This window comes from Limosilactobacillus reuteri (genome assembly GCF_013694365.1).
Taxonomy (GTDB): domain Bacteria; phylum Bacillota; class Bacilli; order Lactobacillales; family Lactobacillaceae; genus Limosilactobacillus; species Limosilactobacillus reuteri_E.
In genome coordinates, this window is sequence record NZ_CP059275.1 from 1,385,533 (window position 1) to 1,412,253 (window position 26,721).

General features: G+C 39.0%; 25 protein-coding genes. All 25 read left to right on the plus strand.

Annotated features, from left to right (window positions below):
* Positions 1-9 precede the first annotated feature (9 nt).
* From pyrH to HHK02_RS08285, 25 genes are read left to right on the plus strand one after another with little or no spacing between them, the layout of a single operon-like run.
* Positions 10-732: a UMP kinase gene (gene pyrH / locus HHK02_RS08165; protein WP_003671153.1), complete on the plus strand. Its 723-nt coding sequence runs from the start codon at positions 10-12 to the stop codon at positions 730-732.
* Positions 733-1,296, plus strand: coding sequence for a ribosome recycling factor (frr, locus tag HHK02_RS08170; protein ID WP_035157866.1), 564 nt, complete (start codon positions 733-735; stop codon positions 1,294-1,296).
* A 45-nt stretch (positions 1,297-1,341) separates the two neighbouring features.
* On the plus strand, positions 1,342-2,061 hold the full coding sequence (locus HHK02_RS08175; protein ID WP_231124924.1) for an isoprenyl transferase: 720 nt from the start codon (positions 1,342-1,344) through the stop codon (positions 2,059-2,061).
* Entirely contained in the window at positions 2,062-2,847 is a 786-nt protein-coding gene (locus tag HHK02_RS08180; protein WP_003671145.1) for a phosphatidate cytidylyltransferase, read from the plus strand.
* A complete protein-coding gene (gene rseP, locus HHK02_RS08185) occupies positions 2,848-4,122 on the plus strand; it encodes an RIP metalloprotease RseP (protein ID WP_019251787.1) in 1,275 nt (424 codons plus the stop codon).
* On the plus strand, positions 4,123-5,856 hold the full coding sequence (locus HHK02_RS08190) for a proline--tRNA ligase (RefSeq protein WP_003671142.1): 1,734 nt from the start codon (positions 4,123-4,125) through the stop codon (positions 5,854-5,856).
* Entirely contained in the window at positions 5,857-10,188 is a 4,332-nt protein-coding gene (locus tag HHK02_RS08195; RefSeq protein WP_181462281.1) for a PolC-type DNA polymerase III, read from the plus strand. It abuts the gene before it with no gap.
* Entirely contained in the window at positions 10,189-10,662 is a 474-nt protein-coding gene (gene rimP, locus HHK02_RS08200) for a ribosome maturation factor RimP (RefSeq protein ID WP_139561226.1), read from the plus strand. It abuts the gene before it with no gap.
* Positions 10,663-11,850 (plus strand): transcription termination factor NusA, encoded by a 1,188-nt coding sequence (gene nusA / locus HHK02_RS08205; protein ID WP_085678249.1) that lies wholly within the window; start codon positions 10,663-10,665, stop codon positions 11,848-11,850.
* A complete protein-coding gene (gene rnpM / locus HHK02_RS08210; protein ID WP_003665797.1) occupies positions 11,851-12,132 on the plus strand; it encodes an RNase P modulator RnpM in 282 nt (93 codons plus the stop codon). It begins immediately after the preceding gene.
* Positions 12,133-12,444, plus strand: coding sequence for a L7Ae/L30e/S12e/Gadd45 family ribosomal protein (locus tag HHK02_RS08215; RefSeq protein WP_003671135.1), 312 nt, complete (start codon positions 12,133-12,135; stop codon positions 12,442-12,444). It begins immediately after the preceding gene.
* Positions 12,445-14,703, plus strand: coding sequence for a translation initiation factor IF-2 (infB, locus tag HHK02_RS08220; protein WP_085678252.1), 2,259 nt, complete (start codon positions 12,445-12,447; stop codon positions 14,701-14,703).
* Complete coding sequence (rbfA, locus tag HHK02_RS08225) at positions 14,704-15,063, plus strand: 30S ribosome-binding factor RbfA (RefSeq protein WP_003665800.1); 360 nt, start codon at positions 14,704-14,706, stop codon at positions 15,061-15,063.
* The gene (truB, locus tag HHK02_RS08230) at positions 15,064-15,969 is read left to right on the plus strand and encodes a tRNA pseudouridine(55) synthase TruB (RefSeq protein WP_085678255.1); all 906 of its coding nucleotides are present in this window, start codon (positions 15,064-15,066) and stop codon (positions 15,967-15,969) included.
* Complete coding sequence (ribF, locus tag HHK02_RS08235; protein WP_003671127.1) at positions 15,970-16,917, plus strand: riboflavin biosynthesis protein RibF; 948 nt, start codon at positions 15,970-15,972, stop codon at positions 16,915-16,917.
* Positions 16,918-17,289, plus strand: a complete 372-nt coding sequence (locus HHK02_RS08240; RefSeq protein ID WP_003671125.1) for a hypothetical protein — start codon at positions 16,918-16,920, stop codon at positions 17,287-17,289.
* The gene (gene hrcA, locus HHK02_RS08245) at positions 17,290-18,342 is read left to right on the plus strand and encodes a heat-inducible transcriptional repressor HrcA (protein ID WP_085678258.1); all 1,053 of its coding nucleotides are present in this window, start codon (positions 17,290-17,292) and stop codon (positions 18,340-18,342) included. It abuts the gene before it with no gap.
* A complete protein-coding gene (gene grpE / locus HHK02_RS08250; protein ID WP_003671120.1) occupies positions 18,343-18,915 on the plus strand; it encodes a nucleotide exchange factor GrpE in 573 nt (190 codons plus the stop codon).
* Complete coding sequence (gene dnaK, locus HHK02_RS08255) at positions 18,916-20,781, plus strand: molecular chaperone DnaK (RefSeq protein WP_003671118.1); 1,866 nt, start codon at positions 18,916-18,918, stop codon at positions 20,779-20,781.
* On the plus strand, positions 20,782-21,933 hold the full coding sequence (gene dnaJ, locus HHK02_RS08260; RefSeq protein ID WP_085678262.1) for a molecular chaperone DnaJ: 1,152 nt from the start codon (positions 20,782-20,784) through the stop codon (positions 21,931-21,933).
* A complete protein-coding gene (gene lepA, locus HHK02_RS08265; protein WP_003665812.1) occupies positions 21,934-23,769 on the plus strand; it encodes a translation elongation factor 4 in 1,836 nt (611 codons plus the stop codon).
* Positions 23,770-24,930, plus strand: a complete 1,161-nt coding sequence (locus HHK02_RS08270) for a site-specific integrase (protein WP_152703902.1) — start codon at positions 23,770-23,772, stop codon at positions 24,928-24,930.
* On the plus strand, positions 24,931-26,103 hold the full coding sequence (locus HHK02_RS08275) for an Abi family protein (RefSeq protein ID WP_152726221.1): 1,173 nt from the start codon (positions 24,931-24,933) through the stop codon (positions 26,101-26,103).
* Positions 26,104-26,247, plus strand: a complete 144-nt coding sequence (locus HHK02_RS08280) for a hypothetical protein (RefSeq protein WP_180874995.1) — start codon at positions 26,104-26,106, stop codon at positions 26,245-26,247.
* Positions 26,248-26,634, plus strand: a complete 387-nt coding sequence (locus HHK02_RS08285; protein ID WP_152703904.1) for a hypothetical protein — start codon at positions 26,248-26,250, stop codon at positions 26,632-26,634.
* Positions 26,635-26,721 lie beyond the last annotated feature (87 nt).

Here is a 26,721-nt window from a genome sequence, read left to right on the forward strand (position 1 = left end):
GGATATCATATGGCAGATATTAAATATAAGCGAGTAATTTTAAAGCTCAGTGGAGAAGCATTAGCTGGCGACAAGGGTTTTGGGATTAACCCACCCGTTTTAAAGGATGTAGCTAAAGAATTAAAAGAAGTTCATAATTTGGGCGTTCAAATTGCCATCGTTGTTGGTGGTGGTAACATGTGGCGTGGTGTTACTGGTGCTGAATTAGGGATGGAACGTGCGCAAGCTGATTACATTGGAATGTTAGCAACTATTATGAATGCCTTATCACTTCAAGATGCGCTTGAATCAATTGGTGTTCCTACCCGGGTACAAACTTCAATTGAAATGCGCCAAATTGCTGAACCATATATTCGGCGGAAAGCTATTCGTCATTTAGAGAAAGATCGAATCGTTATTTTTGCTGGTGGAACAGGAAGTCCTTACTTCTCAACTGATACTACTGCTGCATTACGAGCAGCAGAAATTAACGCTGATGCCATTTTAATGGGTAAAAATGGGGTTGACGGCGTTTACTCAGCTGATCCAAATAAAGTTAAGGATGCTACTAAGTTTGATCATTTAACCCATATGGATATCATTGAAAAGAATTTACATGTAATGGATACTACTGCTAGTTCACTATCGATGGACAATCATATTCCATTGGTAGTCTTCAACTTGAACACATCAGGCAATATTATGAAAGTAGTAACTGGTCAAGAAGTTGGTACAACAATTGAAGGAGACTAAATGGCTACAGGAAAAGAAATTTTAAATGATGCCAAACAAAAAATGGCAAAATCAGGTGATGCACTTCAGCGGACACTTGCTGATATTCGTGCGGGTCAAGCCAATGCAAGTTTATTAAATTCTGTTAAAGTTGAATATTACGGAGCACCAACTCCATTAAATCAAGTTGCATCAATCACAATTCCAGAAGCACGGCAATTATTAATCACCCCTTATGACGAAAGCGTGCTTGAAGAAATTGAAAAAGCAATCTATGCATCTAATTTAGGATTAACTCCTCAAAACGACGGAAGTTCAATTCGCTTAATCATCCCACAATTAACTGAAGATCGGCGGAAAGAATTAGTAAAGGACGTTAAAGCTGAATTAGAAAAGGCAAAAGTTGCAGTTCGAAATGTTCGTCGTGAAGCGATGGATGACTTAAAGAAGGGTAACAAGAACGGCGACTTTAATGATGATGAATTCCATGATCTTGAAAAGAAAGTTCAAAACGAAACAGATGCTGGAATTAAGAACCTTGAAGATATTGCGAATGCAAAAGAAAAGGAATTAATGGAAGGCTAGGTGTTTTCCAAAAGTAAACATGATGAAATAAATCAGCAACTTGATATGGAACGTATTCCTAACCATATTGCAATTATTATGGACGGTAATGGTAGGTGGGCGCAGAAACGACACCTTCCACGGGTTGCTGGTCATAAGCAAGGAATGCAAACAGTAAAAAAGATTACAATTGCTGCCAGTGAATTAGGGGTAAAAGTCTTATCATTATATGCTTTTTCAACCGAAAACTGGAAACGTCCTTCTTCAGAGGTAAGTTATTTAATGCAGTTGCCTGTCCGCTTCTTCTCAACATTTGTTCCAGATCTTGTCAAACATAATGTTAAGGTGACAGTGATGGGAGATATTACGCAACTGCCTGAAGCTACGCAAAAAGCTGTTAAAGATGCAATGGCTGATACAGCCCATTGTACGGGGATGATTCTCAATTTTGCTTTGAATTATGGGAGTCGAGATGAGATCACTCAAGCTGCTAAAGAGATTGCAGAAGACGTTCAAAATGGGAACTTGGCACTTGCGGATATTGATGAAGCTTCGTTTGGTAAGTACTTGATGTCAGCACAACTGGGTCAATTTGCAGATCCTGACCTGCTAATCAGAACAAGTGGCGAAGAGCGGATTAGTAACTTTATGCTGTGGCAAATTGCTTATAGTGAATTGGAGTTTGTTCCAGAACACTGGCCAGACTTTGATGAAGATTCATTACGGTCAGCAATAATTGCCTATCAAGGACGTCATCGGCGGTTCGGTGGACTAAAAAATCAATAATTGAAAACAAGAATAACGACCGCGGTAATTGCACTTGCAATCTTTATACCGCTTATTATATATGGTCATTGGCCATTAACAATTGCAGCCGTTGCCTTAGGAATGGTTGCAATGTCAGAAGTATTGGTAATGAAAAAAATGTTTGTAATTTCGTTTGAAGCTTTGATCAGTTATCTGGGGGTTGCATTATTAATACTGCCGGATAGTTGGCTTGACTTCTTGCCTAGTGTTGCAACTCGATGGTTCGGATTCTATATTTTAGTTGTTTTACTTCTATTACATACGGTTATTCGAAAACAACGCTTTACTTTCGATGATGCTGGGGTTTTAACATTAGCAATGCTCTATATTGGAATGGGATTTCGCTATTTTATTGCTGCTCGTGCAATCAATTTTCAAACGCTATTATATGGAATGTTAATCGTTTGGATTACAGATAGTGGAGCATATTTAATTGGCCGAAAAATTGGTAAAAATAAACTCGCTCCTAAGATTAGTCCTAATAAAACTTGGGAAGGTTCAATTGGTGGTACATTAGCTGCTGTTATTATTTTGGCTATTTATTGCTACTTTATCCCTGTTGGTGCAGGTTGGGTAACAATGATATTCGTTACTTTGATTCTTTCAATCTTCGGTCAATTTGGTGACTTAATCGAATCATCATTAAAACGCTACTATGGTGTAAAGGATTCGGGAAAAATTCTTCCAGGCCATGGCGGAATTTTAGATCGGTTTGATAGTATGCTAATTGTTATGCCAATGCTTCATTTATTAGGGATCATTTAATTGATAATAACAATTATTACATTTATTATTGTTTTTGGAATCCTTGTCCTTGTTCATGAATATGGTCATTATTATTTTGCTAAACGAGCAGGAATTCTGGTTCGTGAATTTTCAATAGGAATGGGGCCAAAAATTTGGTGGAAACGAAAAAATGGTACTACCTATACTATTCGAATTTTGCCCCTCGGTGGTTATGTTCGTTTAGCTGGTGCTGATGATGAGGACCAAGATGAGTTAAAGCCAGGTACCCCTCTAACGATTCAACTAAATGATCAAGATAAAGTTATTAGTATTAATGCTAGTGATAAAACAACCTTATTTCAGGGGATCCCCCTTCAATTAGTTGCTTGTGATTTAGAAGATGGCTTATGGATAAAAGGATATGTCAATGGGGACGAAGATCAGCTGAAGGTATATAGTGTTGACCATGATGCAATGATTATTGAACGAGACGGAACCGAGGTACAGATTGCTCCACGTGATGTGCAATTTCGTTCAGCAAGTCTGCCTGCACGGATGATGACTAATTTTGCTGGTCCAATGAATAATTTCATTTTGTCCTTAGTAGTATTTATCATTCTTGGTTTTACCTTAACGGGCGTACCAACTAATAGCAATCAGTTAGGGCAAGTGAATGCCGGTTCCGTAGCTGCCAAAGCGGGCTTAAAAGCAAATGATCGGATTGTTAAGGTTAACAACCAAAAAATAAATAATTGGACTGACCTTTCAACTAATATTTCAAATAAGCCTAACAAGACAGTATCAGTAACGTATGAGCGTGGTAATAAGACATATCATACTAAGCTAACACCAAAAGCAGTTGAGCGAGGGCATCAGAAAGTTGGCCAAATTGGAATTGTTGAAAAGCAAGAGAGAAGTTTAGCTGCTCGATTAAAGTTTGGTTGGCAACAATTTATCCAAGCGGGAACATTAATCTTTAGTGTTCTTGGTCATATGGTTACCCATGGATTTAGCTTAAATGACCTTGGTGGACCGGTAGCAATTTATGCTGGGACATCACAAGCCACCTCATTGGGAATCAATGGAGTTTTAAATTTCTTAGCCCTCTTATCAATTAATTTAGGAATTGTTAACTTATTACCAATTCCAGCATTAGATGGTGGGAAATTATTATTGAATATTGTTGAAGCGATCATTCGGCGACCAATTCCTGAAAAAGCTGAGGGAATTATCACAATGATTGGTTTTCTAATCTTACTAACACTTATGGTTCTAGTAACATGGAACGATATTCAAAGATATTTTATTCGGTAAATGAAACAGTCAAAGGTATTAATTCCAACAAAAAAAGAGGCCCCAAGTGATGCAGAAGCCTTAAGTCATAAGATGATGATTCGTGCCGGCTACATTTACCAAGTATCTGCAGGGGTATGGTCATATTTACCATTAGCTTACCGGGTTATTCGAAAAGTAGAAAATATTATTCGTGATGAAATGGATAAGGCCGGAGCGGTTGAAATGCTTATGCCGGGACTTCTTCCAGCTGATTTGTGGAAGGAATCTGGTCGTTACGAAAGCTATGGTGATAATCTTTTTAAACTTAAAGATCGTCGTGACCGTGACTTTATTTTGGGCCCAACTCATGAAGAAACCTTTACTGAAGTATTGCGTGATAGTATTAAGTCGTACAAGAAGCTGCCATTAGTAGTTTATCAATTACAAGATAAGTTTCGTGATGAAGATCGTCCTCGTTATGGAATTCTTCGTGGAAAAGAATTTGAAATGCTTGATGGTTATTCCTTCTCAGCAGATCAAGAAGGATTAGACGAAGCCTACAATAATCAAGCAAAGGCTTACCGGAACATTTTTGATCGGATTGGCTTAAACTATAAAGTTATTCTCGCTGATTCGGGAACAATGGGTGGTAAGAACTCACAAGAATTCTCTGCACCAGCTGAAGTAGGGGAAGACATAATCGCTTATACTGATGGAGATTACGCTGCCAATATTGAGAAAGCTGAAAGTAAATTTACTGGTGTACAACAAACAGCTGCTCCTGCACCAATTGAGAAAAAAGCTACTCCGGGTGCTCATACGGTAGATGAAGCTGCAGAAAGTTTAGATCTTGATCCTAATCAAGTTATCAAATCAATGCTTTACATTGCTAAAATGAGTGAAGATGAATACCAACCGGTCTTAGTATTAATGCGTGGCGACGATGAAGTTAATGAAGCAAAGGTAACGAATGCTCTTGATTGTGAAGAACTTGAATTAGCTACAGAAGAAGATGCCGAAAAGTACCTTAATGCTCATCCTGGATCATTAGGACCTGTAGGAGTAGGCGAAGAAGTAAAAATTCTTGCTGATAATTATGTTAAGGTTTTAGTTAACATGGCATGTGGTGCTAATGAAGATGGTTACCATTATATTAATGCTAATATTGACCGTGACTTCCGCGTTGATCAATTTGGTGACTTCCGGAATGTTAAAGAAGGCGAGATTGCTCCTGATGGTAAACCACTTAAATTTACTCCCGGAATTGAAATTGGTCATATCTTTAAGTTAGGTACTCATTACTCAAGCAAACTTGGTGCCCAAGTTCTTGATAGCAATGGTCGTTTGACAGACGTAATCATGGGAAGTTACGGTATTGGTGTAACCCGTCTATTGTCAGCTGTTGCAGAACAAAATGCTGATGAAAATGGTCTTGTCTGGCCTAATAGTATTGCTCCATTTGATGTTCATGTAATTCCAGTTAATGCGAAGAAAGAAGATCAAATGGCAATGGCTGATAAGATCGATCAACAATTAACTGAAGCTGGTTATGAGGTATTAGTAGATGACCGAAAAGAACGAGCAGGGGTTAAATTTGCTGATTCAGACTTGATTGGTATTCCAATTCGGGTTACTGTTGGTAAGAAAGCTCAAGATGGTATTGTTGAAATTAAGATCCGTAAAACTGGTGAAACTGTTGAAGTTAAACAGGAAGAGCTAGTAAATACGGTGGGAATTTTACTAAAGCAATTGAACGAAGAAAAAAACAAATAAGTGGGATTAAGTCGCCAAGAATTATTTGGAAAACTATTAGAACAAATTCACTTTCCGGAAAAAGACAATTCTGCATTCAGAAATGCCGCAGTTCAATCAGTTGTTGTTCATAAAAAGTCTCGGCACTGGGAATTTCACTTAATCTTTAATAAAGCTTTACCGTATGACCTATTTACGCAGTTCAACCAGAGCTTACAGCTAGGGTTCAAAGATATTGCTAAAGTTAGTTTGAAGATTAGTACTCCCATGACAGAACTTGATGAATCACAGATAGCTAATTATTGGCAGTTCATCATTAATAAGGCAATTAGTGATACACCAATGCTCCAACAAGCTTGCTTACAAACGGCTCCCGAGGTTAAGGAGGGTCGTGTAACGCTAGTTGTTGAAAATGAGGTAATTAAAGACTTACTAGCACAGAAAGCATTAGATAAGATTGAAAAATCATACCAAGAGCTAGGCTTTCCTAAATTTAGGATTCACCCATTTGTTGACCAGTCAGCCTCGCAAGCAAAAATTGAAGAATTAAAGGCTAAACACGAGAAAGCCGATGCTGCGCTTGCTGCCAAGGCGGCTGCCCGGATCAAGAAAAATGAGGCTGCAAAGAAGACAGCAAAGAAGAGTGCACCAGTTGCTCCTGCTGATGGCCCAATTCAACTTGGCCGGATGATTGATAGTAAGCAGAATGTTATTCAAATGAAAGACATTGAGGGTGAAGAGCGGTCCGTGGTTGTTGAAGGATATGTATTTAATGCAGAAATTCGCGAACTACGCTCAGGTCGTCAATTATTAACCTTTGAAATTACTGACTACACTTCTTCTTTTGCTGTCAAGAAATTCTCACGCAACAGTGATGAAGAAGCACAATTTGCCAATATCAAAGCAGGAATGTGGTTGAAAGTTCGCGGGCCTGTACAAGAAGATACTTGGATGCGAGACTTGGTAATCACGGCTTATGATGTTAATGAAGTAACTCATACGGCGCGTCAAGATAAAGCTCCTCAAGATGATAAACGAGTTGAACTTCATACGCATACAACAATGAGTCAGATGGATGCCACTAATTCGATTACTGAGCTTGCAACTCGTGCTCATAAGTGGGGACATCCAGCAATTGCGGTAACCGATCATGGGAATGTCCAGGCTTTTCCAGAAGCATTTAGCGTGGCCCAAAAAACGGGCATTAAAATGCTATATGGAATGGAAGCTAATGTTGTTGATGATGGAATTCCATTGGTATACAACGAGAATCATGAAGAACTCGCTCATCAGACCTATGTCATTTTTGACGTGGAAACGACAGGGTTATCGGCAATTTACGATAAGGTAATTGAATTGTCTGCAGTTAAAATGCAAGATGGAAATGTCTTAGAACGTTTTGATGAATTCATCGATCCTGGTTTCCCGTTATCAGAACAAACAACTAATTTAACTAGTATCACCACTGAAATGGTTCAGGGTTCAAAAACTGAAGAAGAAGTTTTTCAGATGTTTAAGGACTTTTGTAAGGGCTGTATCATTGCTGGTCATAACGTTGCATTTGATATGGGTTTTATGAATACTGGCTATGAACGTCATCAAATGGGAAAAATCGCGGAACCAGTAATCGATACATTACCACTGGCGCGATTCTTATATCCTGATATGCGAGGATACCGATTAAACACGCTTAGTAAAAAGTTTAAGGTAGCATTGGAACATCACCACCGTGCTAACTATGATTCGGAAGCTACAGGACACTTGCTTTATAAGTTCTTGAAAGATGCTGAAGCCCGTTATGATGTGAAGTATGTGGATGATTTAAATAAGCACATGGAAGAAAATAATGCTTACCGTCATGCGCGGCCTTTTCATGTAACGATTTTTGCGCAGACCCAGGCTGGTTTGAAAAACTTATTTAAGTTAGTATCGCTATCAAACGTTGAATATTTTTACCGAGTACCGCGAATCCCGCGAACAGTGCTGACGAAATATCGTGAAGGACTGCTTTTGGGAACTGCTTGTTCATCGGGAGAAGTATTTACCGCGATGATGGAGAAAGGTTACGATCAAGCACTAGAAAAGGCGCGCTACTATGATTTTATTGAAGTTCAGCCCAAGCCAAACTATGCACCGTTACTTGAACAACATGTGATTGCAGATGAAGACCACCTCGAAGATATCCTCAAAAATATGGTCAAACTAGGGGATGAGTTGGAAAAAACAGTGGTTGCCACTGGAGATGTCCATTACCTTGATCCACATGATGCAATTTACCGTAAGATCCTGATTAATTCGCAAGGTGGCGCAAACCCGTTAAATCGAACTGAGCGTCCAGAAGTGCACTTTAGGACCACTGATGAAATGTTAAATGAATTTGCTTTTCTCGGTGAAGAAAAAGCCCACGAATTAGTTGTAGAGAATAGTAATAAGATTGCAGCTGAGATTGATGACAATATTCGGCCAGTAAAAGATAAACTTTATCCACCGCATATGAAGGGGGCCGAACAGGAAATCCAAGATCGGACATGGAGTACTGCACGAAAATGGTATGGTGATCCTTTGCCACAACTAGTTCAGGACCGGATTGAATTAGAGTTGAACAGTATTGTTAAGAACGGATTCTCTGTTCACTATTTAATTGCCCAACGACTAGTAGCTAAGTCTAATAAAGACGGATACTTAGTAGGTTCGCGGGGATCTGTTGGTTCAAGTGTGGTTGCAACGCTTTCGGGAATTACAGAAGTTAACCCGTTGCCACCGCATTACCGTTGTCCAAATTGTCAATTTACCCACTTCTATACGCAAGGGGAATATAGTTCAGGTTTCGATTTGCCAGATAAAAAATGTCCAAAGTGTGGCACTCTAATGGTAAAAGACGGTCATGATATTCCATTCCAAACTTTCCTTGGGTTTAAGGGTAATAAGGTACCAGATATTGATTTAAACTTCTCTGGTGACTACCAGCCAATTGCCCATAACTATATGAAAGTCTTATTCGGTGAAAAAAATGTATTCCGTGCCGGGACAATTGGTACGGTTGCTGATAAGACGGCATATGGATATGTGAAGGCTTACGAACGAGATACAGAAAAGGAATTTAGAAAGGCAGAGGAGGATCGCTTAGCAAAAGGAGCTACTGGTGTTAAGCGAACTACTGGTCAGCACCCAGCGGGAATTATTATTGTTCCTGATGATATGGATATTTATGACTTTACACCTGTACAGTATCCTGCTGATGATCAAACAGCTGCCTGGGAAACAACTCACTTTGATTTCCACTCGATTCACGATAATATTCTTAAAATGGATATTTTGGGACATGATGATCCAACGATGATTCGTGCCTTGCAAGATTTATCAGGAATTGATCCTCAATCGATTCCAATGGATGATCCAGGGGTGATGGCCTTATTCTCTAGTCCTAAGGTATTAGGGGTAACTGAAGAACAAATTCAAAGTAAAACTGGTACACTAGGATTGCCGGAATTCGGGACGCGATTTGTCCGGGGGATGCTGGAGGATACTCATCCGAAAAATTACTCGCAATTATTACAAATTTCTGGTCTTTCACATGGGACTGGTGTGTGGCTAGATAATGCCCAGGAACTAATCAAACAGGGAATTGCCACTATCGCTAATGTTATTGGTTGTCGTGATAACATCATGACCGACTTAATCCACTATGGAATGGACTCAGAAATTTCTTTCCAAATTATGGAACACGTACGGAAGGGGCGCGGGATTCCAGACGAGTGGCAAGAAAAGATGCATGAAGCTAATGTTCCACAATGGTATATGGACTCATGTTTGAAGATTAAGTATATGTTCCCGCGGGCGCACGCGGCTGCTTATGTCTTGATGGCTCTACGAATTGCTTACTTTAAGGTTTATTTCCCGTTAGTTTATTATTGTGCATTCTTCTCTGTGCGAGCAGATGACTTTGATGTAGTAGCGATGTCTCATGGTAAAGATGCGGTTAAGCAACGGATGAAAGAAATCAATGATAAGGGAAATGATGCCAGTGCAAAAGAGAAGAATCTCTTAACAATTCTTGAACTAGCTAATGAGATGCTGGAACGGGGCTTTAAATTTAAGATGGTTGATATTGAAAAATCAGATGCCTCCGATTGGTTGATTGATGGTGATTCATTAATTGCACCATTCCGAGCAGTTCCTGGATTAGGGCTAAACGTTGCTAAGCAAATTGTTGCCGCACGTGAAGAACGTCCATTCCTTTCTAAAGAAGATTTGGCAGAGCGTGGAAAGGTTTCGCAGACACTTATTGACTTTTTGACAGATAATCATGTATTAGATAAGCTGCCTGACGAAAATCAACTTAGCTTGTTTTAATTGAGCAGTGTTGTAGAAACTGTAACAGATCTTGTAACGCCGATTTTACAGGACCATGATTTTTACTTATATGATTTAGAGTTTGTAAAAGAAGGTAAAAGCTGGTACCTCCGCGTTTATATTGATAAAGACGGTGGGATTACGCTAGAAGATTGCGCACTTGTCAGTGATGAATTAAGTGAAGCATTAGATAATGTTGAACCTGATCCAATTCCACAGGCTTACTTTTTAGAAGTTTCCTCACCAGGTGCTGAACGCCCACTGAAGAAAGAGGAAGATTATCAACGAGCAATTGACCATTACATTCACATTTCTCTTTACCAACAGATTAATGGTCAAAAGGTTTATGAGGGTACGTTAACGCAATTGTCTAATAAAGAAATTACGTTGGATTATTTAGACAAGACTCGTCATCGGCAAATTACGATTGATCGTCAGAAAATTGCCCAGGCCCGATTAGCGATTAAATTCTAGGTGAGTAAGCCAAAAATTAACACTGAGATGATTGGCGCCCTTGATTATCTTGAAAAAGAAAAGGGGATCAAGAAAGAGATTGTTATTGAAGCGTTAGAACAAGCACTTGAATCAGCATACAAGCAAAATTACGGTGATAAGAATGTTGAAGTAGAATTCAATTCATTGACTGGTAATATTAAAGTCTACGCTGTAAAAACAATTACTGATGATGAAGAAGCAGTCGAAGCAGACAGCAACGAATTTATGAGTTTAGCTGATGCACGGAAGCTTCCTCATGGCCAAGGTTATGATATTGGTGATGAAATTCGCGAAGAAGTTACCCCTCGTGATTTTGGTCGGATTGCTGCCCAAACTGCTAAACAAGTAGTAATGCAGCGTCTCCGTGAAGAAGAACGGAAAATCATTTACGACAAGTATAAGACTTATGAAAATGAGATTATCACTGGTGAAGTTTCACGAGAAGATAAGCGTTTCACATATGTTGATTTAGGAGATGGTGTAGAAGGTGCCATGGGCTTTAGAGATAAGATGCCTAATGAGCACTACCACGTCCATGATCGGATTCAAGTATACGTAACGAAAGTAAATGACGATCGTCGGGGACCACAAATTTTTGTTAGCCGGACTGCTCCAGAACTTTTAAAGCGATTATTTGAACGAGAAGTGCCTGAAATCAAGGATGGGACTGTCTTAATCGAAAATATTGCTCGTGAAGCAGGTGATCGTGCTAAGGTTGCAGTATACTCAAATGATCCTAATGTTGATCCAGTTGGGACTTGCGTTGGTCCACGAGGTTCTCGTGTACAAGCAATCGTTAATGAACTTGATGGCGAGAATATGGATATTGTGGAGTATGTTAAGGAGCCCGCTAAGTTTATCGCTAATGCATTGAACCCAGCAGAAGTACTGGATGTAATCTTTAACGAAGAGAAGGCAGCAAGCGAAACTGAGGATAGCGAAGGTGAAGAAACGACTGAAGGACAAACAGAACGTTCATGCACTGTCGTTGTCCCAGATAGCCAATTATCCTTAGCCATCGGTAAGCGAGGACAAAATGCTCGTCTTGCTGCTCGGTTGACTAAGTACAAGATTGATATCAAGTCTGAATCTGAAATGGCTGAAAATGACCAAGAATCTGAAGAAGTAGCTGATTTAGAAGAAAATGTTGACAATAACGAAGAATAAATGCGTAAAGACATTGTTACCGGTGAAATGATGCCTAAAAGGCAATTGATTCGGGTAGTTAAGAATAAGGAAAATGAAGTCTCCTTAGACCCAACTGGTAAAAAGCCTGGTCGTGGAGCATATGTTGCAGTAGATGTGGATATTGCAAAGCGCGCCAAGAAAGAAAAAACTTTTGAAAAAGCTTTTCATGTTCAACTTGATGAATCATTTTATGATGAATTAATCAAGTATGCAGACCACCTACAGGCACGACAAGAGTTATTTGGTAATGATCAAAAATAAATGATCAAAAATAAAGAACAGGTCTTAAACCTCCTTGGAATCGCTCGGCGTGCCCGGCAACTTCAGAGTGGGGAAGAGATTGTCTTAAAAAATATTCAAACTAAAAAGGCAAAGTTTGTATTCCTAGCTTCAGATGCTGGAAAAGCTAGTGCAAAAAAGATTACTGATAAATGTAAATTTTATGGCATTCCTTTTTCAACAGATTTCACTAGAGAACAACTTAGCCGGGCAACAGGGCAAGCACGAACAGTTTTTTGTGTAATGCAATCAGGTTTTGCAAGAAAGTTTGAGGAACTACTAACTATGAGATAAATGGCCAAAGAACGAATTTATGAATTAGCTAAGGAATTAAAAATGCCTAGCAAAGACTTAGTTAATATGGCCAATCGGCAAGGAATGGGAGTTAAAAGTCACATGTCTTCTGTTACCCCAGATCAAGCGCAACAATTACGTCAACTTGCAAAGGGTGGACAAAAAACAACTAATAATCAACGCCAACCAGTAAAGAAAAATGATGGTCACAATAAGCAAAATAACCATCAAGCACAAAATCACAATCAACACCACGATCATGATAAGGCACAAAATGAGCGTCCACAAAAGAAAAACAATAGCCGACCAAACAATGGAACAAAAGATAATAATCAACACCAAAACAATGGTGGTCGATTTGGCGGCAGCTTAAATAACGATCAAGGCCGTAATGGCAAACGCTTTAATAAGAAAAATAAGAAGAATAAGAAACACAATAAGAACAAGCGGTTACGTGAAGTAGCTCATAAGCAACCAACACAACGAAAAGATAAGCCGCTTCCAGAAGTATTAGAATATACTGATGGGATGAATGCCCAAGACTTAGGAAAGATCTTACACCGTTCACCAGCAGAAATCGTTAAAAAGTTATTTATGCTTGGTGTAATGATCAACCAAAATCAGTCACTTGATAAGGATACAATTGAATTATTAGCAACTGATTACGGTATTGAGGCTAAGGAAAAGGTTCAAGTTGACGTTTCAGACATTGATAAGATGTTTGAAGATGAACAAAATAATACTGAACATCAAGTAACGCGGCCAGCTGTTGTTACTGTTATGGGACACGTTGACCATGGTAAGACAACCTTGCTTGATAAGTTACGTCACTCTCATGTTACTGAACATGAAGCAGGGGGAATCACCCAGGAAATTGGTGCTTACCAAGTTCACTATAATGATCAATTAATTACGTTCCTTGATACGCCAGGACACGCGGCCTTTACTGAAATGCGTGCACGAGGAGCTAATATTACTGATATCACGGTCCTTGTTGTTGCAGCTGATGATGGAGTTATGCCACAGACAGTTGAAGCTATTCACCACGCGCAAGCTGCCCAAACACCAATTATTGTTGCAGTTAACAAGATTGATAAGCCAGGTGCAAATCCAGATCGTGTAACTGAAGAATTAGCAAAGTATAACTTGATTCCTGAAGACTGGGGTGGAGATACGATTTTTGTTAAGATTTCTGCCAAATTTGGTAAGAATCTTGATGAATTACTTGATATGATTCTACTCCAAGCTGAAATGCTGGAATTAAAGGCTAATCCGGATCAAAATGCGGCTGGATCAGTTGTTGAAGCCCGCCTTGATCAAGGTCGGGGGTCAGTTGCCACTATTTTAATTCAACAAGGTACTCTTCATGTTGGGGACCCAATTGTTGTTGGTAACACATTTGGTCGTGTGCGGACAATGACAAATGAAAATGGTCGTCGTATTAAAGAAGCTACCCCATCTACTCCTGTTGAGATTACTGGGTTAAATGAAGTACCAGAAGCCGGGGATCGGTTTGTTGTCTTTGATGATGAAAAGACTGCCCGTGCAGCAGGTGAAGAACGGGCTAAACGAGCAATGGATAAGGAACGTCAAAAGACTTCTCATGTTACATTAGATAACCTCTTTGCAACTATGAAGAAGGGTCAAATGAAGACCTTACCGATTATCATTAAAGCCGATGTTCAGGGATCTGTTGAGGCTCTAAGTCAAAGCCTTCAAAAGATTAAAGTTGACGGTGTTCGTGTTGATATTATTCACCAAGCCGTTGGTGCCATTAATCAAAGTGATGTTACCTTAGCTGAAGCGTCTAATGCGGTTATCATTGGTTTTAATGTTCGCCCAACTGCCGTAGCTAAGACATTGGCTGACTCTAATAGTATTGATATCCGTCTTCACCGTGTCATTTACGATGCAATTGAAGAAGTTGAAGATGCGATGAAGGGGATGCTTGAACCGGTATACAAGGAAGAAACAATTGGTCAAGTAGAAGTTCGTCAAATCTATAAGGCATCAAAAGTTGGTACAATTGCCGGGGGAATGGTTACTTCTGGTAAGATTACCCGTGATGCAAAGGTTCGTTTAGTTCGTGATGGCGTTGTTATTTACGAAGGTGAATTAGGTAGTCTTAAGCGCTTCAAAGATGATGTCAAAGAAGTTAAGCAAGGTTACGAATGTGGGTTGACAATTGAAAACTACAATGACATTAAAGAAATGGATGTTATTGAAGCCTACAAGATGAAAGAAGTTCCAGTTAAGTAAATGCCAAGTAAACAATATCGAGTAGATCGTTTAGCTCAAGAAATTCAAAAAGATGTTGATGAAATCTTGTTAAAACGTGTTCGTGATCCACGTGTACAAAACGTTACAATTACAGGTGTGGATGTTACTGGTGATCTCCAGCAAGCAACCATCTATTACAGTATCTTGTCAGATCTTGCTTCTGATGCGGAGAAGGCACAGGCTGGATTAGATAAGGCAACCGGGTTAATTCGCAGTGAATTAGGCGCACGTCTTAATATTTTTAAGACTCCAGAAATCAAATTTGTAAGAGACCCATCAGTTGCTTACGGTAGTCGAATTGATCAACTCATTAACGACTTACACAAAAAAGAAAAATAAATGGATGGAATAATACCCTTATATAAAGAACGTGGGATGACTAGTTTTGCATGTGTTAGTCGACTACGACAAATTTTAAAAACTAAAAAGATTGGTCATTCAGGAACACTTGATCCAGGTGTAGCGGGTGTTTTACCAATTTGTGTTGGAAATGCTACCAAAGTTGTTGATTATTTGATGCAATCAGGAAAACAATATCAAGGTGAGCTTTTAATTGGTTTTACGACTACTACTCAAGACCTTGATGGAGACAAAATTGAGGAAAAAGAAGTTACAAATGAAATTCCGACTAGTGAAATCCTATCAGCCATGAATTCATTAACGGGGACAATAATACAAATCCCACCGATGTATTCGGCTGTAAAAGTAAATGGGAAAAAACTTTATGAATATGCAAGAGCTGGTGAAACTGTTGAACGGCCCAAACGACAAGTGACTATTAGCAAATTTGAATTATTAAGCTCAAAGTATGATGAGGAAAATAAACAACAACGAATCCGTTTTAATGTTGAATGTAGTAAGGGTACTTATATTCGGACGCTTGTTGTTGACCTTGCACGTAAACTAGGGTATCCAGGAGTAATGAGTTTGTTAACGCGGTTGAAGAGTGGAGGCTTTACTCTTGATCAGACTCTAAGTTTAGACGACGTTCGCGATGCTGTTGCGACCCAAACTCTCCAGCAATATTTGTATCCTTTAGATTATGCTTTGAAGGACTATCTGCAATTAACGATTCAAGAGGCTCAATGGAAAAAGGTTCAAAATGGAGGATGGCTTTCTCCAAGTGAACTTAATACTAGTGAGAAGGAAATTGTGTTATCATTTGATGGACAAGTAAAAGCACTATATCATTTTGATCCAAAAAATAAAATGTATAAGCCAACTAAAATGTTTGCAGTTAATTGATTGCAAGTTATTAAAATTCACCATCCTTTGGAAAAAAGACTAATTCCTGCGGGGCCAATTGTACTTGCAATGGGTTTCTTTGATGGTGTTCATCGGGGACATCAGGCAGTAATCAAACGTGCCCGTGAAATTGCCCGTGAAAAAGGATTGCCATTAGTAGTTTTGACGTATGATCATGCTCCAGGAATTGTTTATCGTCAATATAAGGGCGGCTTTAAATATCTATCAACGGTCGATAGGAAGCTTGAGTTATTAAATGACCTTGATGTCGATCGGGTTTATTTAATAAGCTTTACCTCGTCTTTTGCAAGTCTTTCTCCTCAGCAATTTGTTGATGAGTATTTGGTAGGCTTTCATGCTCAAACGGTCGTAGCAGGTTTTGATCATACTTATGGAAAAGAAGATATTGCATCAATGAAGTTGCTTCCTAAGTATGCAGCGGGACGGTTTGAAGTTGTAACTGTGCCCAAATTTACTGAGGATGGAAGTCAAGAAAAGGTCGGTTCGCGAGAAATTCGGAAATTAATTGATGCTGGTAATGTAGAAGCAGCCAACCAAGCACTAGGGTATCCTTATCAAACAACTGGCTTAGTAGTTCATGGCTTAGCTCGTGGACGAACACTTGGTTTTCCTACAATCAATGTTGAGCATCCAGAAGAGGAGCGAATTCCTGGGATTGGGGTCTATGCTGTCAAAGTTAAGCTCGGTAAGAAGTGGTATGACGGCATGGCAAGTGTTGGCCATAACATAACATTTGGCGATGCTAATCAATTAACGGTTGAGATTAATCTATTTGATTTTCAACAAATGGTGTATGGTGAAGAAGTAGTTGTGCGCTGGTATCAGTACCTTCGTGGCGAAGAAAAGTTCACGGGAGCGGATGCATTAGTAGCACAGATGAAGCAAGATGAACAAAACGCCCGTCGTATTTTAGAAAAATATAAATAAATGAAACATAAAGAACATCGCTATATTCAACCTCAGAATACTCAAGAAGCAATGTTATTAATTCAGAAGTTATTTAATAAATACCGCAATGCGTCCCTAACGAATGAACTATTAGAATACCATAACAACCTAATCTATCGCTTGCAGTCAGATATTAAAGACGAAGCAATTAAGGAGAACAATCCTAATCAACTTAAGGCACTTGCTTCCATGACCGAAATTATGCGTAACTGGACAACAGTACGCTTAAACGGCCAGCCTTTTAACGGGAAAATGCGGCATTTCAAATTAGTGACTGATGGCGGATTCAAATTTGAACGAAATATTCATAAAATTAACCAGACTACCAGTCATCGGGGAAGTCGGCATTAAATGCTAACACAACGACAGAAAAAGATTCTGCAAGCGATTGTACGTCAATACACATCAACTGGTCAACCGGTTGGATCAAAACATTTAGCAGAAAAGTTGCCTTTTAAGGTCAGTTCAGCAACTGTCCGTAATGAGATGGCGGTTTTAGAGGACAATGATTTGATCTTAAAAGAGCACTCTTCATCAGGCCGGATTCCATCAAAACGAGGTTACCGTTATTATGTTGATAATTTGCTTGATCCACAAGCAGTTACTGATAATGACCTGGTAGTAATTCAAAACTCACTTGGAACCGGTTTTCAAAAGATTGACGAGATTATTTCACATTCAGCAGATATCTTATCAAACTTAACTTCATATACTGCTTTTACATTAAAGCCTGAGCAAGAAAGTGTTCGTTTGAGTGGCTTTCGAGTTGTGCCGCTAGGAAATCATAAGGTTATTGCGATCTTGGTTACCGATAGCGGTGAGGTTGAAAATCAGTCATTCACTTTGCCGTCGGACATTGACACAGATGCATTGCAGGCAGTAATTAGAATGATTAATGATCAATTAGTTGGTTTGCCGCTATCAGAAGTGGTAAAACGACTAAAAGATGATATTCCACTTCAGGTTCTGCATTATATGCATAGTCCCGATGGTTTCCTTGATATTTTTGATAATGTCTTATCTCAAGCAGCACGTGAGCGGTTTTTCGTTGGTGGTCGATTGAACTTACTGGATTTTGCAAGTACTCATGATCCCCATGCAATCCAATCACTGTATGGCTTGTTAGATAAGAACGACAACTTATCGAATATCTTGGATTCAACACTTACCTCAGATAATGGAGTTAATGTTAAAATCGGTCAAGAAATCTCTAAGAATAAGCTTCTTGATGATTATAGCTTGATTACTGCAAGTTATAATGTTGAACAATATGGACGAGGAATTATTGCAGTTCTTGGTCCAACAAGGATGCCTTATTCACGGACGATTGGAATTGTAAATGCCTTTCGCCAAGAATTAGCAAAACGGCTATTAGATTTCTACCGTCACTATTATGATTCATAGTTGGCCAAGGAAAAACAAGAAGAACAACAAAAACAAACTGCGCCTGAAAATGAAAAGGCACCTAAAAAAGATATAAAAAAAGAGGCTTCAGATAAGAAGGATGATCAAACTGTTAAATTAAAAGAAGAGATCGCTGACTTAAAGAAGCAGCTCGCTGATAAAGATGACAAATATTTACGAGCAGAAGCAGAAATTCAAAATATGACTAATCGTTTTAATAAAGAACGGGCTCAAATCCTTAAATATGATGGTCAGGATTTAGCAAAGTCAATTTTACCAGTGCTTGATAACCTTAAACGGGCTTTAGCAATTGAAGTTGTAGACGATAATGGCAAGCAACTTAAAAAGGGCATTCAAATGGTCCATGATCATCTTGTAAAGGCATTAAATGATCATGGCATCACTGAAATCAAAGCTGATGGTGAAACATTTGATCCTACTCTTCACCAGGCAGTTCAAACTGTTTCGGTCGAAGAAGGTCAGAAGCCTGAAACTGTTGTTAATGTTCTTCAAGCAGGATATCAACTCAAAGACCGGGTATTACGCCCAGCAATGGTTGTTGTAGCTCAATAAATGGCAAGTAATAAGATTATTGGTATTGATTTAGGTACTACTAACTCTGCGGTTGCTGTTATGGAAGGTAATGAACCTAAGATTATCACCAACCCAGAAGGAAGTCGGACAACACCATCTGTTGTTTCATTTAAGAATGGTGAAACTCAAGTTGGAGAAGTAGCAAAGCGTCAAGCGATTACTAATCCTAACACTATTTCATCAATCAAGAGTCACATGGGTGAAGCAGGATACACTGTTGAAGTTGATGGTAAGAAATATACTCCACAAGAAATTTCAGCAATGATTTTGCAATACCTTAAGAAATATGCTGAAGACTACATTGGTGATACTGTTACTCAAGCAGTTATTACTGTTCCTGCATACTTCAATGATGCTCAACGTCAAGCTACTAAGGATGCCGGTAAAATTGCGGGCCTTGATGTAAAGCGGATTATTAACGAACCTACTGCTTCATCCCTAGCATACGGTCTTGACAAGAAGGACAAAGATGAAAAGATCCTTGTTTATGACCTTGGTGGTGGTACATTCGATGTTTCCATCCTTGAATTAGGTGACGGTGTCTTCCAAGTTCTTTCTACTAATGGTGATACTCATTTAGGTGGGGATGACTTTGACCAAAAGATCATGGATTGGTTAATTGATGGCTTTAAGGAAGAACATGGTGTTGATCTTTCTCAAGATAAGATGGCTCTTCAACGTTTGAAGGATGCTGCTGAAAAGGCTAAGAAGGACTTGTCAGGTGTTCAAGAGGCACAAATCAGCTTACCATTTATTTCAGCTGGTGAAAACGGTCCATTACACTTGGAAAAGACATTAAGCCGGGCACAATTTAACCAATTAACTAATGACTTAGTTGAACGGACAAAGCAACCAGTATTGAATGCTTTGAAAGATGCTGATCTTACTTTTGATGACATTGATGAAGTTATCTTAAACGGTGGATCTACTCGTATTCCTGCTGTTCAAGAAATGGTTAAGGAATTAACTGGTAAGGAACCTAACCACTCAATTAATCCTGACGAAGCCGTTGCTCTTGGTGCAGCTATTCAAGGTGGGGTTCTTACTGGTGATGTTAAGGATGTCGTATTACTTGATGTTACTCCACTTTCACTTGGTATTGAAACCATGGGTGGTGTCTTCACTAAGCTGATTGACCGTAACACAACTATTCCTACTTCAAAGAGTCAAATCTTCTCTACTGCTGCTGATAACCAACCAGCTGTTGATATTCACGTTCTTCAAGGTGAACGTCCAATGGCAGCAGATAACAAGACTTTAGGTAACTTCCAACTAACTGATATTCCTGCTGCTCCTCGTGGTGTTCCTCAAATCAAAGTTACATTTGATATCGATAAGAACGGTATTGTTAATGTTTCTGCTGAAGATCAAGGAACTCACAAGAAGCAAAATATCACTATCAAGTCTAACTCAGGCTTAAGTGATGAAGAAATTGAACGGATGAAGAAGGATGCTGAAGAGCATGCTGAAGCCGACAAGAAGAAGAAGGAAGAAGTTGACTTAAAGAATGAAGTTGACCAAGAACTCTTCCAAGTTGATAAGACTTTGAAGGAAGTTAAGGGTAAAGTTCCTGAAGATGATATCAAGAAGGCTGAAAGTGCTCGTGACGAATTAAAGAAGGCTAAAGAAAGCGGCAACCTTGATGAAATGAAAGCTAAGAAGGATGCTTTAAACAAAGTTATTCAAGACCTTAGCGTAAAGCTTTACCAACAAGCTCAAGGTGCACAAGGTGGCGCTGCTAATGGTCAGCCTGGTGATAACCAACAAAATGGTAATAACAACGGTAATGATGACAATACTGTTGATGGTGATTTTAAGGACGTTACACCAGACGACAAGAAATAGATGGCAGAACAAGATTATTATGACATTTTAGGTGTCTCTAAGGATGCATCCGAAAAAGACATCAAGCGTGCATATCGTCGGCTTGCGGCAAAATACCACCCAGATGTTAACCACGAGCCTGGTGCAGAAGAAAAGTTTAAGAAGATTAATGAAGCATATGAGACATTAAGTGATAGCCAAAAACGTGCTCAATATGATCAATTTGGTTCAGCTGGCCCACAAGGTGCTGGCGGTCAAGGCTTTGGCGGCTTTGGTGGTGGTCAAGCTTATTCTAACTTTGGCGGCGGCTTTGACGACATCTTTAGTCAATTCTTTGGTGGCGGTGGTCGTACTCGTCGGGACCCAACAGCCCCGCGTCAAGGACGTGATTTACAATATGCAATGACTCTTGATTTTATGGATGCGGTTTTTGGTAAAACAACTACTATCAAGTATAACCGTGATGCAGAATGTAAGACTTGTCATGGAACCGGAGCAAAGCCTGGTAAATCGCCAATAACTTGTCCACGGTGTCATGGTGCCGGCGTGATTACGAGTGTTCGTCAAACACCACTAGGCAATATGCAAACTCAAACCACTTGTCCAGAATGTAATGGAACTGGAAAGATTATTAAGCCAGAAGATCGTTGTGATACTTGCCATGGTGCAGGACATATTCACGAACGTCATGAGCTAGAAGTGAAGGTGCCTGCCGGTGTTGATGATGGTCAACAAATGCGGCTCCAACACCAAGGAGACGCTGGTGAGAATGGTGGCCCAGCCGGAGATTTGTATATTGTCTTCCGGGTAACACCAAGTCGTGAATTCCGTCGTGACGGTTCAACAATTTACGTTGATCGTGATATTTCGTTTGCTCAAGCAGCCTTGGGAGACGAAGTAAAAGTTAAAACGGTTCATGGTGATGTTAACCTTAAGATTCCTGCGGGAACCCAATCAGAAACTAATTTCCGCTTGCGTGGCAAAGGGGTTCCACACCTTAACGGTAATGGTAACGGAGATGAACATGTTACTGTCCATGTTAAGACACCTAAGAGCCTTAACAAGCGTCAGCGTGAAGCAATGTTAGCTTTTGCGGCTGCTAGTGGTGAAGATGTTAAGGGTGTGAAGAAGACAGTTCTTGATAAGTTACGTGATGCCTTTGAGGATAAGTAAATGAACCTAGAAGAAATGAAAGAGCGGCAAAAACACATTCGGAATTTCTCGATTGTTGCCCACATTGACCATGGAAAATCAACGCTTGCTGATCGTATTTTAGAAATGACTGATTCAATCAGCAAACGTGAAATGAAAAACCAGATTCTTGATGATATGCCTCTAGAACGTGAACGGGGTATTACAATCAAATTAAATGCCGTCGCCTTGACATATCATGCTAAAGACGGTGAAGATTACATTTTCCATTTAATCGATACACCAGGCCACGTCGATTTTTCTTATGAAGTATCACGGTCTCTTGCTGCCTGTGAAGGTGCCGTCTTAGTGGTCGATGCAACGCAAGGGGTAGAAGCACAGACCCTTGCTAACGTCTTTTTAGCGCTTGACAATGACCTTGAGATCTTACCTGTTATCAATAAGATCGATTTACCTTCTGCTGATCCTGAGGGTACTAAGAAACAGATTGAAGACGAGATTGGTTTAGATACTGATGAGGCAGTTGATATTAGTGCTAAGACTGGAATGGGCGTTGATGAAGTCCTTGAAAAAATCGTTAAGGATGTCCCAGCACCAACAGGAGATTTAACTGCGCCGTTAAAAGCCCTTATCTTTGATTCAAAGTATGATGATTATCGGGGCGTGGTTCTTAGTGTCCGGGTTGTTGAAGGAACGGTTAAAAAAGGTGACCGAATTAAGTTAATGAACGGTGGTACCGAATATGAAGTTGCTGAAGTAGGAATTAACTCTCCTAAACCATTGGCACGTGATGTATTGATGGCTGGGGATGTAGGTTATATTACCGCGGCAATTAAAGACATTAAAGATACTCGGGTCGGTGATACGGTTACAAGTGCAGATAATCCTACAGATAAGCCGTTAGAAGGATATCGGCAAATGACGCCAATGGTATATGCTGGACTTTATCCAACTGATAATGCTAAATTTAATGATTTACGTGATGCGTTGGAAAAGCTTCAACTTAATGATGCAGCATTAACCTTTGAACCGGAATCATCGCAAGCATTGGGATTTGGATTCCGTTGTGGTTTCTTAGGATTACTTCACATGGACGTTATTCAAGAACGACTTGAACGTGAATTTAATCTTGATTTAATCACAACTGCACCATCTGTTACTTACCATGTTGAATTAGCGGATGGGACAACAAAAGAAGTGGAAAATCCAGCTGAAATGCCAGACGCTTCTTCCATTAAAGCGATTAAGGAACCATATGTCCGCGCTTCAATCATGGTACCCAATGATTATGTTGGCCCAGTAATGGAGCTTTGCCAACGTAAACGGGGAGACTTTGATACGATGGAATATCTAAGTGATACCCGGGTAAACGTTATTTATCATATTCCGCTGTCAGAAATTATTTTTGACTTCTTTGACAAGTTAAAGAGTTCTACACGGGGATACGCTTCCTTAGATTATGAAATTGATGGTTACCGGCCAAGTAATTTGGTTAAGATTGACATCTTGCTCAATGGCGATAAGGTGGATGCATTGAGCTTTATTGCTCACCGTGACTTTGCGGCAGAACGTGGTCGGGAAATTACTGCTAAGTTAAAGAAGATTATTCCACGGCAAAACTTTGAAATCCCAATTCAAGCAGCAATAGGCTCAAAAATTATTGCCCGGACCAATATTAAAGCCTACCGAAAAGACGTTACTGCCCGTATTCATACAGGGGATCCAGACCGGCGTGCTAAATTATTAGATAAGCAGAAACGTGGGAAGAAACGGATGAAGGCTGTCGGAAAAGTTGATATTCCTCAGGCCGCCTTTATGGCCGTTTTGAAGACCGATGAGCAATTAGACGAGAAGTAAATGAATGGTAATGTTAGAAAGCGTGGTAAAAAATGGTACTACCGCTTTGATATTGCTGACAAAGACGGAAAAAGGCGACAATACGAACGAGTCGGAGGCGATTCTTACAAGGAAGCAATGCACCGATTACGCGTTGCTTTAGAGCTTTATGAAAATACAGGAGCAGTTACCAATACTGATAAGATTTCAACTCATGATTACTTTGAATTTTGGTATGACAATTATGTTAAGACCAACTTATCTAAAAACACTCAGCTGAATTATCGGCATGTCTTGGATAAATATGTGCAACCTACCCTCGGAATTTACCAATTATCTAAAGTCACTCCAGAATTAATTCAAAAGACTATTAATAAGATCGCCGACTCTACCGAATACAAGCCTGATCACACACGACTGCATGGTCATACTGTCGAAATTATTCTTATGGTTATCAAGGAAGGATTTAGACAAGCGGTCCATCCCTGGCATATTCTTACTCAATCACCTGCAGAATATGTCCGGCAGCCAAAATATAACCATCCTAAAACTACAAGAGAAGATCTAAAAATTATTACTCTACAACAATTTAATCAACTTTTAGAGCAATTTCCTCTTGGCCACCCATTTCACCTTCCCCTCTTAATCAGCTTTTATACTGGAATGAGGCGTGGAGAAGTAGCTGGTCTTGAATGGGATAATGTTAGTTTACCAGATGCTGAAATTAATGTTACTCAGCAGATGAAACAGTATTCCAAAACGGATGTTCGACTTGGAAAACTAAAAACAGCCGCCAGTTATCGAACAATTGCAATCGGTGATCAACTTATCCATGCGCTTAAAGTTCAGCGGCGACTACAAAATGAAAATCGTTTACGATATGGTAAAAATTACCATGAATCTAACTTTGTATGTACAAAAGAAAATGGGAAACCAGTCACTCCCAATTCGATTAAGTACTATGCAAGTACTGTCACTAAAGAGCTAGGTTTCCCATTTAATTTCCATAGTTTGCGTCATACCCACGCAACCATGTTACTAGAAGCGGGTGCATCTGCTAAAGAGGTCCAAGTACGATTGGGTCATAACAAAATTGCCACCACTCTAGATACCTATGTCCATCTTAGCAATAAGAAGAAACATCAAACAGCAAATCTATTTGATCAAATAGCTAAAATGTAATTGTTGGGCAAAAAGCTAAAGCAGGTAAAGTTTCTTACATATGAACAAATGGTAGATAACCTAAAAAATAAAAATTTAAGTATTTCAGATAAGAAACTAGCAATTGAACTAATTAAAGCTCGTGGATATTATAATCTTGTAAATAGATATAAAAATCATATTTATAATTCTAACAGGCACTATCCTAATCATACCCATTTAACTGATTTGTATTTATTTCAGGTAATGGAATCAGATCTTCAAGATATATTATTTCAAGCAACAATTAATTTTGAACACAGATTTAAAGAGGCAATGGCCCATTCCCTTTCGAAAGAATTTGGAATTGGCGAAGCAGATTATCTTGATCCCTTGAAATATAAACGCAGAAAACGTAATAAAGCTATTAGTATAACAGCATTTTTACTAGATATTGCATATCATACTGATAAAAATCCAACTAGATATTATCGTAGAAGGTATGACTGTATTCCTCCTTGGATTCTTATTAACAATGTAACTTTAGGTCAAGTTAGGATGTGGTTTTCAATCTTTAATTCAAAAATGACAAGTACTGTTGTTTCCGAAATGTTACCAATTGATACATATCCGTCACAGATTATAGTTGGTAATTCCGGTGTTGGTTCTCTTGCATTAAGACAAATGCGAATGAAATCAAAGCCAGGAGAGTACCGTGATATATTCGGCTTTTTTCATGACCAAAGTGCTGAAGAAGTAAAAAAGTTAGAAGACGAATATCAAAAAGATTTCGATAATATAATTAATTTATTCAAAAACATGTTAAGTATTATTCATGATTTTAGAAATAATTTAGCTCACGGAAATGGTCTCTTTGATTTTAAGTCAAACTCCTCTTTACTTTTGACTCCTTTAAGACTTTTTGCATCAACGTCAGTAATTACCAATCAAGAGTTTAACAGTAGATTTGGTAAAAATGATTTGCTATCTTTTATGATTTCGTTAATACTAACTCTTGATAAATACGACTCACTTAATCTAATTAAGCACCTAAGAGACTGGAGAAATAATAATAATTCCACACCTGAGAGAAGCAATGCACTTAATCTTTTCCTAAAAGGATTAAACCTACCTACAAACTTCATAAGTAGACTAGAACATATAAATATAGAGTTAACACACGAGCAATATCGACACCGAATGCAACTATTTTAAATGAATAAAGAATCTACTGTAAATAGTAACAGTCAATCTAAGATAGAAACTATCCATGCCTCAATTGATCCAAAAGCAACTGAGGAAGAACGTGAAGAGATTATTAAATGGATTGAGAATCTAAAGAAGCAGAAGCAGAAATAATTGGCACAGATGATGAAAATAGCAAAGATAATTAGCACTAAAGCAGTTGTAATTAATGCCGGTATTGATAATCACTTACGAAAAGGAGATAAATTAGAAATCATCGATAAATTCGGCACAGATCCCGTAATAGATCCTGATACAGGTAAAAGTCTTGGAACATTAGATTTACCTAAGGGAGAATTAATCGTCACAGAAGTTTATCCCAAAATGGCTATTGCGGAAGCTCCTAGGAAGCCCGCCATACCATATCTTTCTAATGGTATTCCTGGACTACCATCTATTCAAAATGATTTAAATGTAGATCCAGAACAGATTACAGGTGGATTTCCTAAGCCATCAGGAGAACAAATTAAAGTTGGTGACATAGTTATAAAGCGTTCATAAACGCGGTTTGTAAAATTAAGTTAGAAAAATAAAAAGCCATTTGTGGTAGACTTTTGAATACCCATACATCAAAAGAAAGGACACCAC